This is a genomic window from Hahella sp. KA22 (assembly GCF_004135205.1).
Lineage (GTDB): Bacteria > Pseudomonadota > Gammaproteobacteria > Pseudomonadales > Oleiphilaceae > Hahella.
Genome location: NZ_CP035490.1, coordinates 2,127,759 through 2,146,445, shown reverse-complemented (window position 1 = coordinate 2,146,445; position 18,687 = coordinate 2,127,759). Strand labels below are relative to the sequence as shown.

14 protein-coding genes and 3 tRNA genes are annotated in these 18,687 nt (G+C 55.0%); all 17 read right to left on the bottom strand.

What is annotated here, in order from left to right:
- Window positions 1-26: 26 nt before the first annotated feature.
- The 17 genes from fliG to EUZ85_RS09555 all read right to left on the bottom strand — a co-directional run bounded on the left by fliG (window position 27) and on the right by EUZ85_RS09555 (window position 18,553).
- Window positions 27-1,052, bottom strand: coding sequence for a flagellar motor switch protein FliG (gene fliG, locus EUZ85_RS09635; RefSeq protein ID WP_127969094.1), 1,026 nt, complete (start codon window positions 1,050-1,052; stop codon window positions 27-29).
- On the bottom strand, window positions 1,045-2,763 hold the full coding sequence (gene fliF, locus EUZ85_RS09630; protein WP_127969093.1) for a flagellar basal-body MS-ring/collar protein FliF: 1,719 nt from the start codon (window positions 2,761-2,763) through the stop codon (window positions 1,045-1,047). Before fliF ends, fliG begins: the two co-directional genes overlap by 8 nt.
- A 48-nt stretch (window positions 2,764-2,811) precedes the next feature.
- On the bottom strand, window positions 2,812-3,168 hold the full coding sequence (gene fliE, locus EUZ85_RS09625; RefSeq protein WP_127969092.1) for a flagellar hook-basal body complex protein FliE: 357 nt from the start codon (window positions 3,166-3,168) through the stop codon (window positions 2,812-2,814).
- A 124-nt stretch (window positions 3,169-3,292) separates the two neighbouring features.
- Window positions 3,293-4,696, bottom strand: a complete 1,404-nt coding sequence (locus EUZ85_RS09620) for a sigma-54 dependent transcriptional regulator (RefSeq protein ID WP_127969091.1) — start codon at window positions 4,694-4,696, stop codon at window positions 3,293-3,295.
- Between the two features lie 27 nt (window positions 4,697-4,723).
- Window positions 4,724-5,983, bottom strand: a complete 1,260-nt coding sequence (locus EUZ85_RS09615) for a PAS domain-containing sensor histidine kinase (protein ID WP_127969090.1) — start codon at window positions 5,981-5,983, stop codon at window positions 4,724-4,726.
- A 313-nt stretch (window positions 5,984-6,296) separates the two neighbouring features.
- Window positions 6,297-7,736, bottom strand: coding sequence for a sigma-54 dependent transcriptional regulator (locus tag EUZ85_RS09610; protein ID WP_127969089.1), 1,440 nt, complete (start codon window positions 7,734-7,736; stop codon window positions 6,297-6,299).
- Window positions 7,737-7,957: 221 nt separating this feature from the next.
- On the bottom strand, window positions 7,958-8,251 hold the full coding sequence (locus EUZ85_RS09605) for a flagellar protein FliT (protein ID WP_127969088.1): 294 nt from the start codon (window positions 8,249-8,251) through the stop codon (window positions 7,958-7,960).
- 122 nt (window positions 8,252-8,373) lie between these two features.
- A complete protein-coding gene (locus EUZ85_RS09600) occupies window positions 8,374-9,696 on the bottom strand; it encodes a sodium ion-translocating decarboxylase subunit beta (protein ID WP_127969087.1) in 1,323 nt (440 codons plus the stop codon).
- A 13-nt stretch (window positions 9,697-9,709) separates the two neighbouring features.
- A complete protein-coding gene (gene oadA / locus EUZ85_RS09595) occupies window positions 9,710-11,515 on the bottom strand; it encodes a sodium-extruding oxaloacetate decarboxylase subunit alpha (RefSeq protein WP_127969086.1) in 1,806 nt (601 codons plus the stop codon).
- 42 nt (window positions 11,516-11,557) lie between these two features.
- The gene (locus EUZ85_RS09590; protein ID WP_127969085.1) at window positions 11,558-11,806 is read right to left on the bottom strand and encodes an OadG family protein; all 249 of its coding nucleotides are present in this window, start codon (window positions 11,804-11,806) and stop codon (window positions 11,558-11,560) included.
- A gap of 365 nt (window positions 11,807-12,171) precedes the next feature.
- A tRNA-Arg gene (locus EUZ85_RS09585) sits at window positions 12,172-12,248 on the bottom strand.
- Between the two features lie 31 nt (window positions 12,249-12,279).
- Window positions 12,280-12,356, bottom strand: a tRNA-Arg gene (locus EUZ85_RS09580).
- Window positions 12,357-12,373: 17 nt separating this feature from the next.
- Window positions 12,374-12,463, bottom strand: a tRNA-Ser gene (locus EUZ85_RS09575).
- Between the two features lie 77 nt (window positions 12,464-12,540).
- Window positions 12,541-12,744, bottom strand: coding sequence for a carbon storage regulator CsrA (gene csrA / locus EUZ85_RS09570; RefSeq protein ID WP_011398946.1), 204 nt, complete (start codon window positions 12,742-12,744; stop codon window positions 12,541-12,543).
- A 264-nt stretch (window positions 12,745-13,008) separates the two neighbouring features.
- Window positions 13,009-14,235 (bottom strand): aspartate kinase, encoded by a 1,227-nt coding sequence (locus EUZ85_RS09565; RefSeq protein WP_127969084.1) that lies wholly within the window; start codon window positions 14,233-14,235, stop codon window positions 13,009-13,011.
- A 121-nt stretch (window positions 14,236-14,356) separates the two neighbouring features.
- Window positions 14,357-16,987: an alanine--tRNA ligase gene (alaS, locus tag EUZ85_RS09560; RefSeq protein WP_127969083.1), complete on the bottom strand. Its 2,631-nt coding sequence runs from the start codon at window positions 16,985-16,987 to the stop codon at window positions 14,357-14,359.
- Between the two features lie 222 nt (window positions 16,988-17,209).
- The gene (locus EUZ85_RS09555) at window positions 17,210-18,553 is read right to left on the bottom strand and encodes a DUF5610 domain-containing protein (RefSeq protein ID WP_127969082.1); all 1,344 of its coding nucleotides are present in this window, start codon (window positions 18,551-18,553) and stop codon (window positions 17,210-17,212) included.
- Between the last annotated feature and the right edge of the window lie 134 nt (window positions 18,554-18,687).

Here is an 18,687-nt window from a genome sequence, read left to right as displayed (position 1 = left end):
AGTGTGGCTTAGCACAGGCGGCGTGCTTACAGCATTTCTTCGCCGCCGCCGCCCAGCATGATTTCGCCGGCTTCGGCCATGCGCCGCGCGATAGTGAGAATTTCTTTCTGCGCCGCTTCCACTTCGCTGATGCGAACGGGACCGCGCGCCTCCAGATCGTCGCGCAGCAGCTCCGCCGCCCGCTTCGACATATTGCGGAAGATCTTTTCCTGCAGATCCTCTTCCGCGCCTTTCAACGCCAGAATCAGGTTATCGGACGACACCTCGCGCAACAGGGATTGAATGCCGCGATCGTCCACATCCTTGAGGTTGTCGAACACGAACATAAGATCTTCGATCTGGCTGCCCAGGTCGGCGTCCACATCCTTGATGGATTCCATCAACGGCGCCTCCAGGCTGGAGTCCATAAAGTTCATGATATCCGCCGCGCGTTTGACGCCGCCGATCCTGCTGGTTTGCGCTGATGAGCCGCCGGAGAACTGCTTCTCCAGAATATTGTTGAGCTCCTGCAAGGCTTGAGGCTGGATGGTCTCCAGCGCCGCTACGCGCATGATGATGTCCAGTCGCACTTTTTCATCGAAATTGGATAGCACTTCCGCGGACTGGTCAGGATCAAGATAGGAGATGACGATGGCTTGGATCTGAGGGTGTTCGTAGCGAATGATGTCTGATACCGCCCGCGCTTCCATCCACTTCAGCGTATCCAGGCCAGTCGTGTTGCCGCCCAGAAGAATACGATCAATCAGGCTGGCGGCTTTGTCCTCACCCAGGGCCTGGGTGAGCATCGTGCGAATATAGTCGTCGGCGCCAATGCCCAAACCGGTCTGACCGCCGACGGCTTCAAGAAATTCAGTAGTGACGTGTTCGACAACGTCCTGAGTCACGTTCTGCAGTTGCGCCATTTGCGCGCCCACACGCTGCACTTCCTTGGGCCCCATGTGTTTTAGAATCTGAGCGGCGTCCGCTTCGCCAAGAGACATGAGCAAAATCGCCGCCGATTCCACGCGGGAGACTTTGCGTACCGGTTTTTTCTCACCTTTCTCGTCACTCATCAGCCATTACCCATTGGCGAACAACCTGGGCCACTCGGCCCGGATCTTCAGCAATCAGTCCTTTGAGCGCGTTAATCTTTTTCTCATATCCTTCAGAGGAGCCGGGCAGTAAAAAATCGCCCGCTGCGTTTAAGCCTACACTTTCTCCCTCACCTACGCCAGAGCCCAGACTTTCCAGCTCCGCCAGCCCGTCTTCATCGCCGGCCAGCGCCAGATTCTTGGCGTCAGCGCCACCGCTGGAGAGGTTCTTGAAGGTCGGACGAATGACTCCGAACACCAGTATCAATACGATCAGGAAAGCCACACCCCATTTGATCAGTTCACGTATCCAGGGCTGCTCCCACAGCGGCGCTTCATAGTCGCCAATCTCGACTTCCTCCGCCATGAAAGGCGTATTGATGACGTTGACGCTGTCGCCACGGGCGGCGGAGTAACCGACTGCATCCCGCACCAGGACAGTCAGCCGTTGCAACTCCGCTTCCGGCCAGGCTTCAGTGGTGACTTTTCCGTCCGCGCCGACCCGACGCAAGTCGTCCACGACCACCGCCACGGTGAGACGCTGGACTTTACCCTGATGTTGTTTAGTGTAGCTGACGGTGCGGTCCACCTCGTAGTTACGCACGGTCTGTTTGCGGATATCCGTAGCCTGACTATTGGCGGTTGCATTCGCGGCGGCGCCAGCGACGCCCGCCTGCTCCGGCACGCTGGCAACGCCCGGAGGCTGATTGGACAACGCGCCGGGAACTCCCTGATTGCTGCCGGCGATACGCTGCTCGCCAATCTCCTGCTCGCTGCGCACGGCCTGTGGATCAGGATTGAAAGTTTCCTGCGCCTGCTCCACGGCAGTGAAATCCACGTCGGCGGACACTTCAGCGCGGAACCGCCCTGGCCCTAATATCGGCTCCAGAATGCTGTTCACCCGACCGGTCAACACTTCCTCCATACGGCGCGCATACTGGAACTCACGGGACGTTCTCAAATCGTCTTCGGTTAAATTGTTCTGCGATAACAGGTTGCCGCGCTGATCCACCACAGTGACGTCGCGCTGGTCCATCTCCGGTACGCTGCCGGCAACCAGGTTAACGATAGCTTCCACCTGATCCTGATGCAGACTGCGCGACCCGGTCAGCTCCACCAGAACAGACGCGGACGGTTTGCGTTTGTCGCGCACAAATACGCTTTGCTTGGGAATCGCCAAATGGACGCGCGCGCTTTTCACATTGCGCAGACTGGAGATAGTGCGTGATAACTCGCCTTCCAGACCACGACGATAACGGGTGGACTCCATGAACTGACTGGCGCCGAGTCCCTGGTCTTTGTCGAGCAGTTCGTAACCGATGGTTCTGTCCTGGGTCACGCCTGCGGCGGCCAGACGCATTCTGGCGGCGCTGACGTCTTCCGCCGCCACCAGCAAGGCGCCGGATTTGGGTTCTACTTTGAAGTGAATATTGCTCTGATTGAGGATGTCCGAGACTTCCGAGCTGTCGTACACGCTCATGTCCGGGTATAACGGCTGATAGGCGGGCTCATTCGCCCACAGGATAATAGCGGCCCCCATGGCGATACTGGCGGCGACGCCCACCATCAACACCAATTGGCGCAACAGTGATAAACGGTTGAACCCCAGCATCATATCGCTGCGGTTCTCCACCATATCCACGTCGTTATTCTGTCCGCCCTGGGCGTCGACCTGTGCGGGAACGCTAGCCATTGTCCACCTCGATGCTTGTTTACTGCTTTATTAGAATGACTGAGCCGATCAGATAGGCATTTTCATGATGTCTTCGTAGGCCTGGACCACCTTGTTGCGCACCTGGGTCAGCGCCTGAAACGCCACCGACGATTTCTGCGAGGCGATCATCACCTTGGTCAGGTCCGCTTGCGGGTCGCCCTGCTCATAGGCGGTTCTGAGATCTGACGAGGTTTTCTGCAGGTCGTTGACGTTGTCCACCGCCTGCTTGAGCATCTGGCTGAACTCGGGAACTTCTTCAGGCTTGCGGGTGGGCTTCAACTGCTCAGCGGACAGTTCCTGCTCGACGCGCGCTGACTGCCGCATCTGCGCGCGCAGGTTGCGAATATCCGCCAGCACATTGTTGATATCGACCCGATTTGTCATAACCGCCTCCACATTCCCAAGCTATCGAAACGCCTTGTCAAAATGTCGTCGAAAGCCGTTTCGTTTAAACTAGTTCTGCAGAAAACATACCAGTTTCAGCGCTTTCGCCATGCTAACCACGACGTTAGCAAGCCCGCGCCATTTGTTCGTCGATGTCGATGCCGGACTCACGCATACGGGCGATTTTGTAGCGCAACGTGCGCGGTGAGATGCCCAGCTTCTCCGCCACTTTATTGCGGCGTCCGCCTTCGCTTTTCAGGGTGTCGAGAATGATCTGAAATTCCCGCATGCGCATCTCCTGCCCCAATCCGCTGACGTCATCCATGTCCTCCATTTCGTCCATCGGCTCTGACATCGCCATCCCCGGTGCAAAGGGCGCGGCCAGGCTGTCCATACTGACGCCTTCCAGACACACATCCGCGGCGGTGATCTGACCGTTTTGCTGCAGAATCAGGGCGCGTTGAATGGCGTTATCCAGTTCGCGCACATTACCCGGCCAATCATGGCTATACAGCGCCTGACGCGCACCGTCGTCAAAACGCACGAAAGACAGTTTCATTTTCTGCGCGTGGTTGGCCAGCAGGTGTTCCGCCAGAGGCACGATGTCCGCGCGACGCTCGCGCAGCGGCCGCCAGTGGATCGGAAATACGGACAAGCGGTAATAGAGGTCTTCCCGGAAGCGGCCTTCCTGCACGTAGGTTTTCAGATCCCGGTTGGTGGTCGCCAGCACGCGCACGTCGAGATGAATGCTCTTGCGTCCGCCAATACGCTCCACCTCCCGCTCCTGCAATACACGCAACAGTTTGGCTTGCAGGCCCAGGTCCATCTCGGAAATTTCATCCAGCAGAATGGTGCCGCCGTCCGCCTGTTCAAATTTGCCCGGCATGCTCGCGTAGGCCCCGGTAAATGCGCCCTTCTCATGCCCAAACAAAATCGCTTCCAACATGTTTTCTGGAATGGCCGCGCAGTTGATCGCTACGAAAGGCGCATTTTTGCGGGCGGATTTACGATGGATATAACGCGCCAGTACTTCTTTGCCGGTGCCGCTTTCGCCGGAGATCAGCACGGTGGAGTCCGTCATCGCCACGCGCTGCGCCAACTGGAATATGCGCTTGCTGGCGCCGTCCACCGCCACCGGCTCGTCGGCGCTGGAATCGCCGCCGGCGCCGCCCATGTATTTTTCAATGGTGTCCAATAGCGTTTGCGGCTCGAAGGGTTTGACCAGATAGTCCGCCGCACCGCTTTGCATAGCCGCCACCGCTTGACTGATCTGTCCGTAAGCCGTCATCAGTACGACCGGAACGCCAGGATATTGACGCCGCACGTCCAGCATCAACTCAAAGCCGTTCATGCCCGGCATGTTGACGTCGCTGATGATCATATCTACGGCGCGCTGCTCCAGAACGCTCAAGGCTTCTCTGGCGGAATCAACGCCGATATAGTCATACCCGTTCATTTCCAGCGTAGTGGTGAGCGCGTCCAGTAATTCCAGATCGTCTTCCACTATCAGCAGGGTCGGTTTATTCATGGCATGTCTCCTTCAAAGATTCGTGAGTCAGGCGGAGTGACGCGCCGGCAAGGTCAGAATAGCCCGGGCGCCCAGACCCGGACCGCCGGAGGTGATGAAAAAGCGCCCGTGATGGGCCTGCGCCACGCCTTGCGCCACCGCCAGGCCAAGACCGGTGCCGTGGGATTTGGTGGTATAGAACGCCTCCAGCAGACGGGGACCGTCTTCTGGGTCAAAGCCGACGCCGTTATCGCGCACTTCCAGGCAGATGAATCCTTGCCCTGGAGCGCTCAAATTCACTTCTACCTGAGGCTGATCCGCGCTTTTTACCGCTTCCAGCGCGTTATTGAAGAGGTTCAATACTGCGCCGACCAAAGCGTCTTTATTGCACAGGATTTCCCGTTCACCGCAGTCAATGCTCCATTGCACGGGCGCCTGCTTGCGTTGCGCTTCAGGCTCCGCCGCCGCCTGAATTTCAGAGAATAATTCCTCGCAGGTAATGCGCTGCGCCAGGGGTGCGTCGCCTTTGGCGAAAATCAGCATGTCGCGTACTTGCTGCTCCAGATGAGTGAGCCGGGACATCAGTTTCTGCGCGCATTTCACTCGCAGAGAACCATCCAGCTCAGGCTGTGAGAGGTGCCCTGCATACAGCATGGCGGCAGACAGTGGCGTGCGAATCTGATGCGCCAGAGAGGCCACCATTCTGCCCATGGAAGACAGACGCTCACTGCGCGACAAACGGGATTGCAACTCGCGGGTTTCAGTCAGATCAGACAACACAATCAACTGGCCCGGGGCGTTCTCCAGCGAGCAGGTTTGAATGCTCAAGCGACGACCGTCCTTTAATGAAACCTCATGCCCATCATCCGCCTTGGGCGCAAAGCAGCGCTGAATAATCTCCACCCAACGCTCCCCTTGCAGGGGTTCGCCCAGCAGGTCCACCGCAGCGGGATTGCACTCCTGCACAGAGCCACGGGCATCCAGCACCACAATCCCCACCGGCAAGGCTTGTAACAGCGTTTTCAGGCGGTTGGCGATGTGCGCCTTGTCTTCAAATTCTCTTTGCCGATTAACGCTGACGGAATCCAGCTCATTGGCGAGACGATTCACCCGCCCGCTGAGATCCTGATAGGTTTGAGAAATCTGATCAGCGATAGCGCCGAACATACTCATCGCCCGGTCCAAGCCCGGGTCTGCGGACGCCGCATAAGCGCCGTCGTCAAACCCGGTATGCTTGGGGGCCAAATGGTGGATCACCGCTACCGGCTGCTCTTGATCCGCCGGCGACAAAATTTTCGGTACGCTCATATTGCCTCTCCGATCACTTGTCCGTATCGCTGGAACATTGACGAAAAACCTGTCTTAAACGTAATCAATCATTTTTTGTGCCAGCCCTGATTAATGCAGCAGTTTCATGCAGTTAGGACAAATGGACTAAGCGCCACGCCGAAAAATTGACGAGCCAACGGCTTTCGCGCCAGAGTTCGCAGGAGGCATCCATGCCCCTAACCAAGCCGGTTTCTTGATAAGCATGAAGCGCCGGGAGTTAAAACGACAAAGCCCGGACAAAGCCGGGCTTAGCAGGAAATGAAATCAGAATTTACAGGGCAAGAAGTTCGCGCTATTCGTCAGCGTTGAGATTGTACTTACGTACTTTTTCCACCAGAGTCGTACGTCGAATATGCAAGCGTTCCGCCGCGCGGGCGACGACGCCGCCGGAATCATCCAGGGCCTGTTTGATCAGACTCTTCTCCAGGTTAGCGAGATACTCTTTCAAGTCCAGCCCATTCACGGGCAACACCGCTGGAGAATTCAGCCCCACCAGACCAGGCTCCCCTGAGTAGCCTTCCTCCAGGTCTTCCATGCCCTGCTCGATATCCTCCACGTGACGGAATTTCAGCGGCAGCTCCTGCACGCCAATCACACCGTAGGGATGCATGATGGCCAACCGTTCCACCAGGTTCGCCAGCTCTCTGACATTGCCGGGCCATTCATGGCGGCACAGGCTCAAGATCGCCGCAGAGTTAAAGCGGATAGAGCCGCGTTTTTCTTTCTCCATGCGGGAGATCAATTCGTTGATCAGCAGCGGCACGTCTTCCGCTCTCTCCCGCAAGGGCGGCATTTCGATAGGAAAAACATTGAGGCGATAGTAGAGGTCTTCCCGGAAGTCGCCCCGCTCGATCATATCCTCAAGATGTTTATGGGTCGCGGCGATGATGCGTACATCGGCCTCCAACGTTTTACTGCTGCCCACCCTTTCATAAGTGCGCTCTTGCAGCACTCTTAAAATCTTGACCTGCATGTGCAGCGGCATATCGCCAATCTCATCCAGAAACAGGGTGCCGCCCTGCGCCAGTTCAAAACGACCGACTCGGGATGTGATAGCGCCGGTAAACGCGCCTTTTTCATGACCGAAGAGTTCGCTTTCCAGAAGTTCCGCAGGAATCGCGCCACAGTTAACGGGAACAAAAGGTTGATTACGGCGATGGGAGTTGTAATGCAGGTTACGCGCGACCACTTCTTTACCTGTGCCGGATTCGCCGGTGATCAGCACGCTGACTTCTTTATCCGCCACCTGGGACATCAATTCACGCACTTTCTGCACACTGCGGCTGGTGCCGACCAGACTGCGAAACAACAGGATTTCCCGTTGTTTGCCGCGACCGCTCTTGGCCGCATACTGTTCACGATAGACTTGCGCGCGATACAGACTATCCATGAACTTATTGTAGTGAGGCAGCTCTTCGAGCTGAACAATGACCTTGCGACGCAAGTCCTCGTCGATTTCAGACAGGTCGCGCTCCCCCAGCATCAGCACAGGCAGGCCCGGATCCCATTCCTCCAGCTTCGCCAGAAAAGCTTCCACGTTGGTCACGCTGGCGTCCATCAACGCCACAGCCATGTCCATCGCGCTCAATGAGGCGTCCTTACACGCTTTTACCCAGTTGTCCGCATCCGTGGCCAGAGCAGGCTCGCCCAGAAACGCCAGTATCACTTCTATGGCCTGTCTACGCGCATCGTCATCGCAGACCAAGAGGACAGTGCTGTCTTTGCTTGTCATGTAACCTCAGTACTACATTTGTTGAAATGTCCTGAGCCTCCATCTCGGTCACCCGGTTCCATATTGCGAGGAGTAACCTTTTCTTTCCCAAGAATTAAAGTACGCTTTCCGTGAGTGGTCAAATAAATGACGCAAATAGTCGAATTTCGAAATCTGAATAAAAAACGTTCAAAAAATTGTCGCCAGTGCGATTGAAAATGGACAGCCGCTGAATGGGGAGGTTAAAACTTGGAGGTGTTTAGATAGGACTGCGCCGCCTTCAAGCTACGACGGACGCTGGTGAGTTCCTGGGCGGACTCGGAGCGATTAGACCCGGCGTGTTGCACCGCGTCGGCGTATATGCTGCGTAATCGGGTCAGCGTGGCGATAAGTTGAGGCTTATCGTCTTCGCTGGTCTGCGCTACGGTCGCTTGCACCGCGTCACGTAAAGCAGGCTCCAATGCCACCAGATCATCCCACTTGGACTGTGAGGCCAGTTGTTCGATCTGTTCCGCTAGCTTTTCCAACTGCGACATTTAGGCTTCGCCCTATGCTGGATTGAGACACGCCATCTCGGGCTAGTGTAGCATTCCGACAGGCGCTTTTCCGGCGCGGGTATTATTTTTATTCTTCGCGCCGGAAATTCAGAGAGGCTTGATCAGCTCAGGAACTTGATCATGACGCCCGCCGCTACCGCCGATCCGATAACGCCAGCCACATTCGGCCCCATAGCGTGCATCAGCAGGAAGTTTTGCGGGTTCGCTTCCAGACCCACCTTATTGGAGACCCGCGCAGCCATCGGAACAGCAGATACGCCAGCGGAACCAATCAGCGGGTTGACCTGGGTTCCCGGGAGCTTATTCATCAGCTTCGCCATCAAAACGCCTGACGCAGTGCCCACGCAGAACGCCAGCATGCCCAGCACCAAGATGCCCAGCGTCTGCACGTCCAGGAACTTGTCAGCGGACAACTTACTGCCCACGGAAAGACCCAGAATGATGGTGACGATGTTGATGAGCGCGTTTTGCGACGTATCGCTCAAGCGATCCACCACCCCACACTCACGCATCAGGTTGCCGAAGCAGAACATACCCAACAGCGGCGCTGCGTCTGGCAGGAACATGGCGACCAGAATCAGCAGGATAATCGGGAAAACGATTTTCTCCGCCTTGGTTACATGGCGCAGCTGCTCCATCTTGATCTTACGCTCTGCGTCGTTGGTCAGCGCTTTCATGATCGGCGGCTGAATCAACGGCACCAAGGCCATGTAGGAGTACGCCGCAACCGCAATGGCGCCCAATAAATGCGGAGCCAACAGCGTCGCCACATAAATGGAGGTTGGACCGTCAGCGCCGCCAATGATGCCAATCGCCGCCGCTTCCTTAATGCTGAAAGGAATCATGCCGGAAGCATCCAGCGCCGCCGCGCCAAGCACCGTACCGAAAATACCGAACTGCGCCGCCGCGCCAAGCATCAGCGTCTTCGGATTCGCCAGCAACGGGCCAAAGTCAGTCATCGCGCCAACGCCCATGAAGATAAGCAGAGGCGCCACGCCGCTCATAATGGCGACATTGAAGAACTGATACAGCATGCCGCTGGTGAAACCCATGTCCTGAGCAGCGAAAGAGACCGCCTGATACATCGCTGCATGAGCGCCCTTGTACGCCACGATGAACTCGTGCCGGATCTCCGGCGTCACCGCCTGCGTGACGTCAAAAGGAATATTCAACGCCGCCGCCAGGTTGGCCAGCTGTTCGGGAGAGCCCAGGTGAATCGCGTTCTCAACCGCCGACATCGCCAGACCGGCTTCAGGAATATTCGCCAACAAACCGCCGAAACCAATCGGCAGCAGAAGCAAAGGCTCAAAGCCTTTGCGTATCGCCAGGAAAAGTAAACCCAGGCAGATGGCCATCATGACCGCCTGCCCCCATTCCAGGTTATACAGGCCGCTGCCGTATACCAGCTGGGACAATCCGTTCATACAACGCTACCTCTTAAGCCAGTTTCAACAGAGACTGGCCGACCGAGACCGCATCGCCCACTTTGACATCGATGCTGGCGACATGTCCGGCTTTCGGCGCACGGATTTCCGTCTCCATCTTCATCGCTTCCAGGTATAGCAGCACGTCGCCTTCCTGAACGGTTTGTCCCGCCTGTACAACCAGACGCAGGATAGTTCCGCCCAGCGGCGCAGGGATAGGCTCGCCTCCGCCAGCTGGCGCCGGTGCAGGCGCTGCGGCAACAGGAGCTGGAGCCGCTCCAACAGACGCAACCTGAGTAATATCGCCGCCTTCTGACACTTGCGCCACATAGGTCTGACCATTAACAACGATGGTGTACACCTCTGGGCCGCCAGCAGGCGCCGCAGTTTGGGCGGCTGGGGCTGCAGGCTTAAGGTCGTCAGCGCTGGGAACCGGCTCAAACGCCGCAGGGTTACCGCGATTCTCCAGGAATTTCAAACCAACTTGCGGGAACAGCGCATAGGTCAGCACATCGTCGACCGCCTGCGCCGCCAACTTCACGCCTTTCTCGGACGCCAGCTTCTTCAGCTCATCCGTCAATTTATCCATTTCAGGTTCTATCAGGTCGGCGGGGCGACAGGTGATAGGCTGAGCGCCTTCCAGGACCCTGGCCTGCAGCTCCGCATTGAAGGGCGCCGGCGCAGAACCGTACTCCCCTTTCAACACGCCAGCCGTTTCTTTGGCGATGGATTTATAGCGCTCGCCCGTCAGTACATTCAGTACCGCCTGAGTGCCGACGATTTGCGACGTGGGCGTCACCAGGGGAATAAAACCGAGGTCTTTGCGCACGCGCGGAATTTCTTCCAGCACAGCGTCCAGCTTGTCGATAGCGCCCTGCTCACGCAGTTGGTTTTCCATGTTGGTAAGCATGCCGCCAGGAACCTGCGCTACCAGAATGCGGGAGTCCACGCCTCTAAGGCTGCCTTCAAACTTGACGTACTTCTTACGTACTTCTCTGAAGTAGCCGGCGATTTCTTCCAGAAGGTTAATATTCAGACCTGTATCGCGGTCCGTCTCCTCCAGAATTGCGACCAATGCCTCCGTAGGAGAATGGCCGTAGGTCATGCTCATGGAAGAAATGGCGGTGTCTACGTTGTCGATGCCGGCTTCCGCCGCTTTAAGCGCCGTAGCCGTGGACATGCCAGTAGTGGCGTGACAATGCATATGAATAGGCACGGAGCATTCTTTCTTCAGACGGCTGACCAACTCAAACGCCACGTAGGGCTTCAACAGACCCGCCATGTCTTTGATGGCGATAGAGTTCGCGCCCATGCTCTCAATTTTCTTGGCCAGCTCCACCCACATATCAATGGTATGCACGGGACTGACGGTGTAGGACAAGGTGCCCTGCGCGTGTTTGCCGACTTTCAGCACCGCTTTGATCGCGGTCTCGAGGTTTCGAGGATCGTTCATCGCGTCGAAGACACGGAATACGTCAACGCCGTTAACCGCAGCGCGGTCTACAAAGCGCTCAACAACATCGTCCGCGTAATGTCTGTAACCCAGCAGGTTTTGCCCACGCAACAACATTTGCTGAGGCGTGTTTGGCATCACTTTTTTCAATTCGCGAATGCGTTCCCATGGATCTTCCCCCAGATAGCGGATACAGGAATCGAAAGTCGCTCCGCCCCAGGACTCAATGGACCAGTAGCCGACTTTATCAAGCTTCTCGGCAATGGGGAGCATGTCGTCTAAACGCATGCGTGTGGCCAGCAGCGACTGATGCGCATCACGCAATATTACGTCCGTAATACCTAGTGGTTTTTTCGTTGTTGTCATGGGTTATTAGCCTTTCGTTTACTCTCGCGAATTTCCTTGCGTTCACTTCTTGTGGCGTGAACGGTGTTTAGCGATTGCGGCTGCGATAACAGCCATCGTGTCGTTATTGTTATTCGGAGGCGGCGTGGGGTTGCCTGCGGTGGGAGGGGGGACTACCTGAATTTCCGGCGCCAGGCGATTGACGACTTTCGACATCAAATTGGTTGCGCCGACCAGTATAGCCAGGAATACGAATACGAATCCCATTCCCGCTACCATCAGGGTGACCGCCTGCTGAAAAAGCTCATTCATATGATCGATACCTGTCTTTGATATACCAGCATGAAGACGCCAACGAAGAGGCATTCCATGTGCTTAAAGAACAAACGCAGGGCCGCTTCTCGGCGGCAAATCTTGCGTAAGATACCGATAAAACCAGGGGTGCGCAACCGTAAAACTTCGGTTTTCCCCTATTGACGAAAAAACCTAAAAAAACTGAGAACTCAACACCATAGCTTGAAAAACAATGATGCGCCGGTGAAGAAAAACGGCATTAAAGAAAGGAGATTGAACTGGATTGAAAATTAAAAAATTTGGTTTGTAGATATCTTACCCTGAAGCCGCGATTGGCTTCCTAACATCTACTTTTTTAGATACTGCAAAAAACAGTTAAGAGATGGCGCGCTCGGGAGGATTCGAACCTCCGACCGCCTGGTTCGTAGCCAGGTACTCTATCCAGCTGAGCTACGAGCGCGCAACAAATTGACAACTTATAAGATTTTAAATGGCGCGCTCGGGAGGATTCGAACCTCCGACCGCCTGGTTCGTAGCCAGGTACTCTATCCAGCTGAGCTACGAGCGCGCATCAAAAACTTAAAGTGGCGGAGAGAGAGGGATTCGAACCCTCGATGAGGTTTCCCCCATACGCCCTTAGCAGGGGCGCGCCTTCAGCCTCTCGGCCATCTCTCCGCAAAAGCGGGGCGTATAGTACCACAAAATTTTAAGAATGATAGTCCTTATTCAAAAAAAGTTTGTGGTACCGTCAATTAATCGTCCTGATGGTCCGACTCGCCAGCCTGAGCAGACTTCTCACGCTGGATACGCTGATAAATTTCTTCGCGGTGTACAGCTACTTCTTTCGGCGCATTAACGCCGATACGCACCTGATTACCCTTCACCCCCAGAACGGTAACGGTTACATCATCACCAACCATCAGAGTTTCGCCTACACGGCGGGTTAAGATTAGCATCTTATTCTCCTTAAAGAACGACCTATTCCAAAAAATGACCTAATTGTCGATTACTTGTAGATTTACTGCGCTCTACAAGCCCTTCGTCAACCTACTGCACTTTTTTATTATTATCGAGAATCCGATTTTTAAAAGGACGGTTAATAACCGTCGTTAAGAAATTGCGGATTCCGGTTGATCTTTTTCTATATTTACGTGCGACCTGCATCACACAGGTCGCCTATTTTAGTTATTTCCAGGCAAAAGCCAATGTTTTATCCAAAATTACGCCGGTTTTTCGCTCAATTCGAAAGCGCCGTGCAGGCTTCTAACCGCCAATTCCAGATATTTTTCATCGATCACGACAGAAACTTTGATCTCTGAAGTGGAGATCATTTGGATGTTGATGCCTTCTTTGGAAAGCGCCTCGAACATCGTGGTGGCGACGCCTGCGTGAGAGCGCATGCCGACGCCGACGATGGAGACTTTGGCGATCTTGCTATCCCCCTTCACCTCTCTGGCCTCAAGCTCCTTACAGAGCTTCTCAAGGATTGCTTTGGCCTTGTTGAAGTCATTGCGGTGCACAGTGAAAGTGAAGTCTGTGTGATTATCTTCACCCACGTTCTGCACGATCATATCCACCTCAATGTTAGCGTCGCTGATCGGCTTCAGGATCTTTGACGCCACGCCAGGAATATCCGGCACGCCGGATACGGTCAGTTTGGCTTCATCGCGGTTGAAAGCTATGCCCGATACTATGGGTTGCTCCATATTCTCATCATCCTCTGTTGTTATCAGCGTGCCCGGACCGTCTTCAAACGATGAAAGGACACGTAAGGGAACGTTATATTTGCCGGCGAACTCCACCGAGCGTATTTGCAAAACTTTGGAGCCCAGGCTCGCCATCTCCAGCATTTCCTCAAAGGTAATGCTGTCGAGTCTGCGCGCGCTGTCCACGACGCGCGGGTCCGTGGTGTAAACGCCGTCCACGTCGGTATAAATCTGACACTCATCCGCCTTCAACGCCGCCGCCAGAGCAACGCCGGTAGTATCCGAGCCGCCGCGGCCAAGCGTGGTGATATTGCCGTTCTCGTCTTCGCCCTGGAATCCAGCTACGACAACTACACGACCTGCATCCAGATCAGCACGAATGTTGTTTTCGTCAATTTCAAGAATGCGGGCCTTAGTGTGGGCGTTATCCGTAAGGATGCGAACCTGTCCGCCGGTATATGAACGCGCTTCGCAGCCGCGCTTGTGCAGCGCCATACATAGCAGCGCGATGGTCACTTGCTCGCCGGTGGAGACCAGAACGTCCAACTCTCTTGGAGTCGGCTCATCCATTATGTCCTTGGCCAGCCCGATCAGCCGGTTGGTTTCGCCGGACATCGCCGACACCACCACCACCAAGTCATGACCTTCTTCTCTAAACTTTTTTACTTTGTCCGCGACCTTCTCGATACGCTCCACGCTACCGACAGAAGTGCCTCCGAACTTTTGAACCAGTAGGGCCATAATGTTTCTATCTTTCCGTCTTAGTAATTACATTTTTTCGTCACACACTTCCCTTTGCTCGGGGCGTCGCCCTGGGCGCGCCCGCTTATTCTCCCTGCCTTCGTCTTTCGAATGCGCGGAATTAACCCAGTTGCGCTTCCACCCACGCATTGACAGAGGCCAGCGCCGCATCAAGCTTATCCAGCTCCACGCCGCCGCCCTGGGCCATGTCCGGACGCCCACCGCCTTTGCCGCCCAGTTGCTCAGCTACCATTTTCACCAGATCTCCGGCTTTTACTTTCGCAGATTCCGCTTTCGTAACGCCAGCCACCAACGACGCTTTACCGTCTTCAACAGACGCCAGCAACACAACGGCCTGCCCCAGCTTGTTTTTCAATTGATCGACAGTGTCCATTAATGCCTTGCGATCAACGCCATCTAACTTGGCGGCAAGCACTTTGAGGCCTTTTACGTCTACCGCGGAAGCCGCCAGATCGCTGCCTGCGGAACTGGCCAGTTTGGCTTTAACCTGATCCACTTCTTTCTCTAACTGACGGGACCGTTCAATCAGGGCGCGAACTTTATCCGCCGCCGTCTCGCGATTGCCTTTCACCAACGCGGCGATATCCCGCAACAATGCGTCACTGGACTGCACCCAGTTCTCCGCCGGTTGCCCCGTCAACGCTTCAATACGACGCACGCCAGCGGCAGTCCCTGCTTCACTGGCAACCACAAACATGCCGATATCGCCAGTGCGCTCAACGTGAGTACCTCCACACAGTTCGATAGAGAAATCGCTCTCGCCCATCGCCAGAACACGCACGGTATCGCCATACTTTTCACCGAACAGCGCCATTGCGCCACGTTCCCGCGCGGCATCCATTCCCATAACTTCCGTAGAAACCGGCGTATTGGCGCGAATCTGCGCATTAACGATGGATTCCACCTGACGAATCTGCTCCTGCGTCATCGGCTCAAAGTGCGCAAAGTCAAAACGCAAACGCTCTGGATCTACCAAAGAGCCTTTCTGGGCGACATGGTCTCCCAACACTTTACGTAAAGCCGCGTGCAACAAGTGCGTAGCAGAGTGATTGAGCGCCGTGGCTTTACGCTTATGACGATCTACTTCCGCCGTTGCAGTTTGATCCGCTTTGATTTCCCCTTCGGTGACCGCGCCGATATGCACAATCGCCGAACCTTCTTTTTTGGTGTCTTTGACGATAAATACACCGGTATCGGTTTTCAGCACGCCGGTATCGCCCACCTGACCGCCCGACTCCGCGTAAAACGGCGTCTTATCCAGCACGACCACGCCTTGTTGACCAGCAGTCAGGGCGTCAGCCTTGTCTGAACCGGCGAACAAAGCCTGCACCTTATAGCTGCCGGCAAGTTCGGTATATCCCGTGAATTCAGAGGACACGTCTATGTTCAGGCCGGCGTTGTAGTCCACTCCAAAAGACCCTGCTTCGCGCGCGCGCTTACGTTGAGCTTCCATTTCTACTTCGTAGCCATCCATATCCATCGCCAGACTTCTTTCTCGTGCGATGTCGTTGGTCAGCTCCACCGGAAATCCATAGGTATCATAAAGAGTAAAAATCGTTTTACCCGGAATGGTGGAGCCTTTGAGCTGCTCCAACTCGTGCTCCAACAACTTCAAGCCCTTATCCAGCGTCTTGGCGAATTGCTCTTCTTCCAACAGCAGAGTCTTTTCAATCTTGCTTTGAGATGATTTAAGCTCTGGATAAGCGTCGCCCATCAACGCCACAAGCTTAGCGACCAACTTATGCAAGAAAGGCTCAGTCGCGCCCACTTTGTTTCCGTAGCGGGCGGCGCGCCGAATAATACGGCGCAATACGGAGCCACGTCCGATATTTTCAGGCAGCACGCCATCAGCAATCAGGAACGAGCTGGAACGAATATGGTCAGCGATAACCCGCAGCGCAGGCTCCTCTGTAGAGGCGCCGCCAAGCACCTTGGAAGCTTCGGCCAACAACTCCTGGAAAAGGTCAATCTCATAGTTAGAGTGCACGCCTTGCATCAGGGCTGAGATCCGCTCAAGGCCCATCCCGGTGTCCACAGACGGCTTGGGAAGCGGATGCATCTCACCATCGGCGGTGCGATTGAACTGCATGAAAACCACGTTCCAGATTTCAATGAAGCGGTCGCCATCTTCATCCGGGCTGCCAGGAGGTCCGCCCGCGATGTGCGGTCCGTGGTCGTAGAAGATTTCGGTACAAGGGCCGCAGGGGCCGGTGTCGCCCATCTGCCAGAAGTTGTCCGACGCATAGGGCGCGCCCTTGTTATCGCCGATACGAATAATGCGCTCTTTCGGCACGCCAATTTCATTGGCCCAGATATCATAGGATTCGTCATCGGAGGCGTAGACCGTCACGGTCAACTTGCTCTTATCGATATTGAGCCAGTCCGATGAAGTCAAGAATTCCCATGCATAATTGATCGCTTCGCGCTTGAAGTAGTCGCCAAAGCTGAAGTTGCCCAGCATCTCGAAGAATGTGTGGTGACGAGCGGTATAGCCGACATTCTCCAGGTCGTTGTGCTTGCCGCCTGCGCGCACGCACTTTTGCGAAGTGGTCGCCCGGTCATAACTACGCTTATCCTTGCCCAGAAATACGTCTTTGAACTGATTCATGCCGGCGTTAGTGAACAGCAATGTAGGATCATCCGCCGGAACCAGCGAACTACTGGCGACAACTTCGTGCCCGTTACGCTGAAAATACTTTAAAAAGGCGCTGCGTAATTCTGAACTCTTCATACCTGTTCCGTTCTGGGTGATTTCAATAGTGAGACCCGCGCGATGACTGAGTTGCGCGCAAAAGGCTGAGCTGCGTACTCTACCATAGAACCTGCGGGGTAAAAAACGGCCCTGTAGATTATGAAATGCGCAATTTTACATATAGCGATGAATGGTGGCGGGGCTTAATACGCAAACGGCGCAGCTTGGTTAAGCTGCGCCGTAGTAAAAGGCGAATTTCGCTTACGCGGACATGCGCTCCAGCAACTCTTTCGCGAAGTCCACGTACTGTGTCTGGTAGGCGGGAGCTTCATCCTGACGGGTTTGCAACATCTGGCTCAGGAACTCATGCACCAGTCGAGCCGGATCAGCGAACATAGAGGCTTTATTCAAAGAGTCCGCCAACATATCCCGGTGTTTCGCCAAAGACTGGAAGGCGTCGCCAGCGCCTTCAGTGCGGCGGTATGCTGTATCCACACGCTCATACTGCAGACTGCGCATATTGATGGCGTAATTAGCGATTTCACTGCCATCTACGTTCATCTCCATTGCCGCGGAAAAGGCTGCGTCCATATCACCGCCGAAGAAAGAGGCGGCAATCCCCTCAACTTGCTGCAGCATATCCGCCAGCGCATTCAGCTCATCCTCATCCAACTCGCCATCAACGGAGAACTCAAAAGAGCCGACTCTGAAGCTGTTGCTGGAGAACTGCATGGCCTCGCCATTTTCTCCACGACGATAATTCAGTGAGGACTGTGAACCGGATGCTTCCACCATGCGAATGCGCACGTTATCGCCATCCTGAGTCTGCACGTTTATGCCAACATTCGCGGCGTAAAGAGATGAACGTCTGGCGGACAATGCTTCAGCAATACCGCCAAGGCGGGATGGGGCATCGCCGCCAGTCTGAGAAGCGCTGGAGTCAGAATCTGAATTTGAGCCCTGAGGGCCGTTATACCCGTCAGGAACGTAAATGACATCCGGCTCGCCATATCCCGGCGGCACATAGACCACATCAGGCTCTTGCGTTTGGGGCTGAGGATCAGTGGGACTGTCTGAAGGCAGAAAGCGCTCGCGCAATCCCGCCAGGCCATCCTGAATCAGCTGATATCCTGCATCGATATCTTCTTGCAGCTCATCCGTAATCAAGCCGCGGGCGTCCAATTCCTCCAGCGCTTCTGCGTATCCGCGATCAACGCCTTCAGCAGCTTGAGCAAACAGGCTTTCCAAATCTTCCGGCGAGGCGCCGTTACGGGCGGCGTTTTCAATTCTCTTTTCTACAAAGCCCAGAACTTTGTTAGCAACATCTTGGGGAGTGGGAACTTGTGGCTGATAAGAGTCATTGGCGGGCTTTACTCCAAAGCTGGCGAGACGCCCCGACATCCTGGCCTCAAAAACACGAACGGAAAAATCCCGTCCGCCGCCGCTTTGGCTATAGGAAACTTCTGTGCTGGAGTAACTGAAATCATATGCGACGATATTGCCGCCCGCGCCCTTGCCATGACGCATCTTCTCAGATGCTTCAGAACCAGAGCCATGATTGGAACCAGAAAGCAGATTATTTATCGCCGGCATTGCAAAGTGCATGTAAACGCCCTCCCCCAAAACTATTTACGCCCTCCCGTAAAGCCATTTTCAACGAGGGCAATATAGTTAGCGTCAGATAGCGCGTTTTCTTTAACGACTTTGCATTATTAAAAGTTAATTTTTAGGAGTTTTTG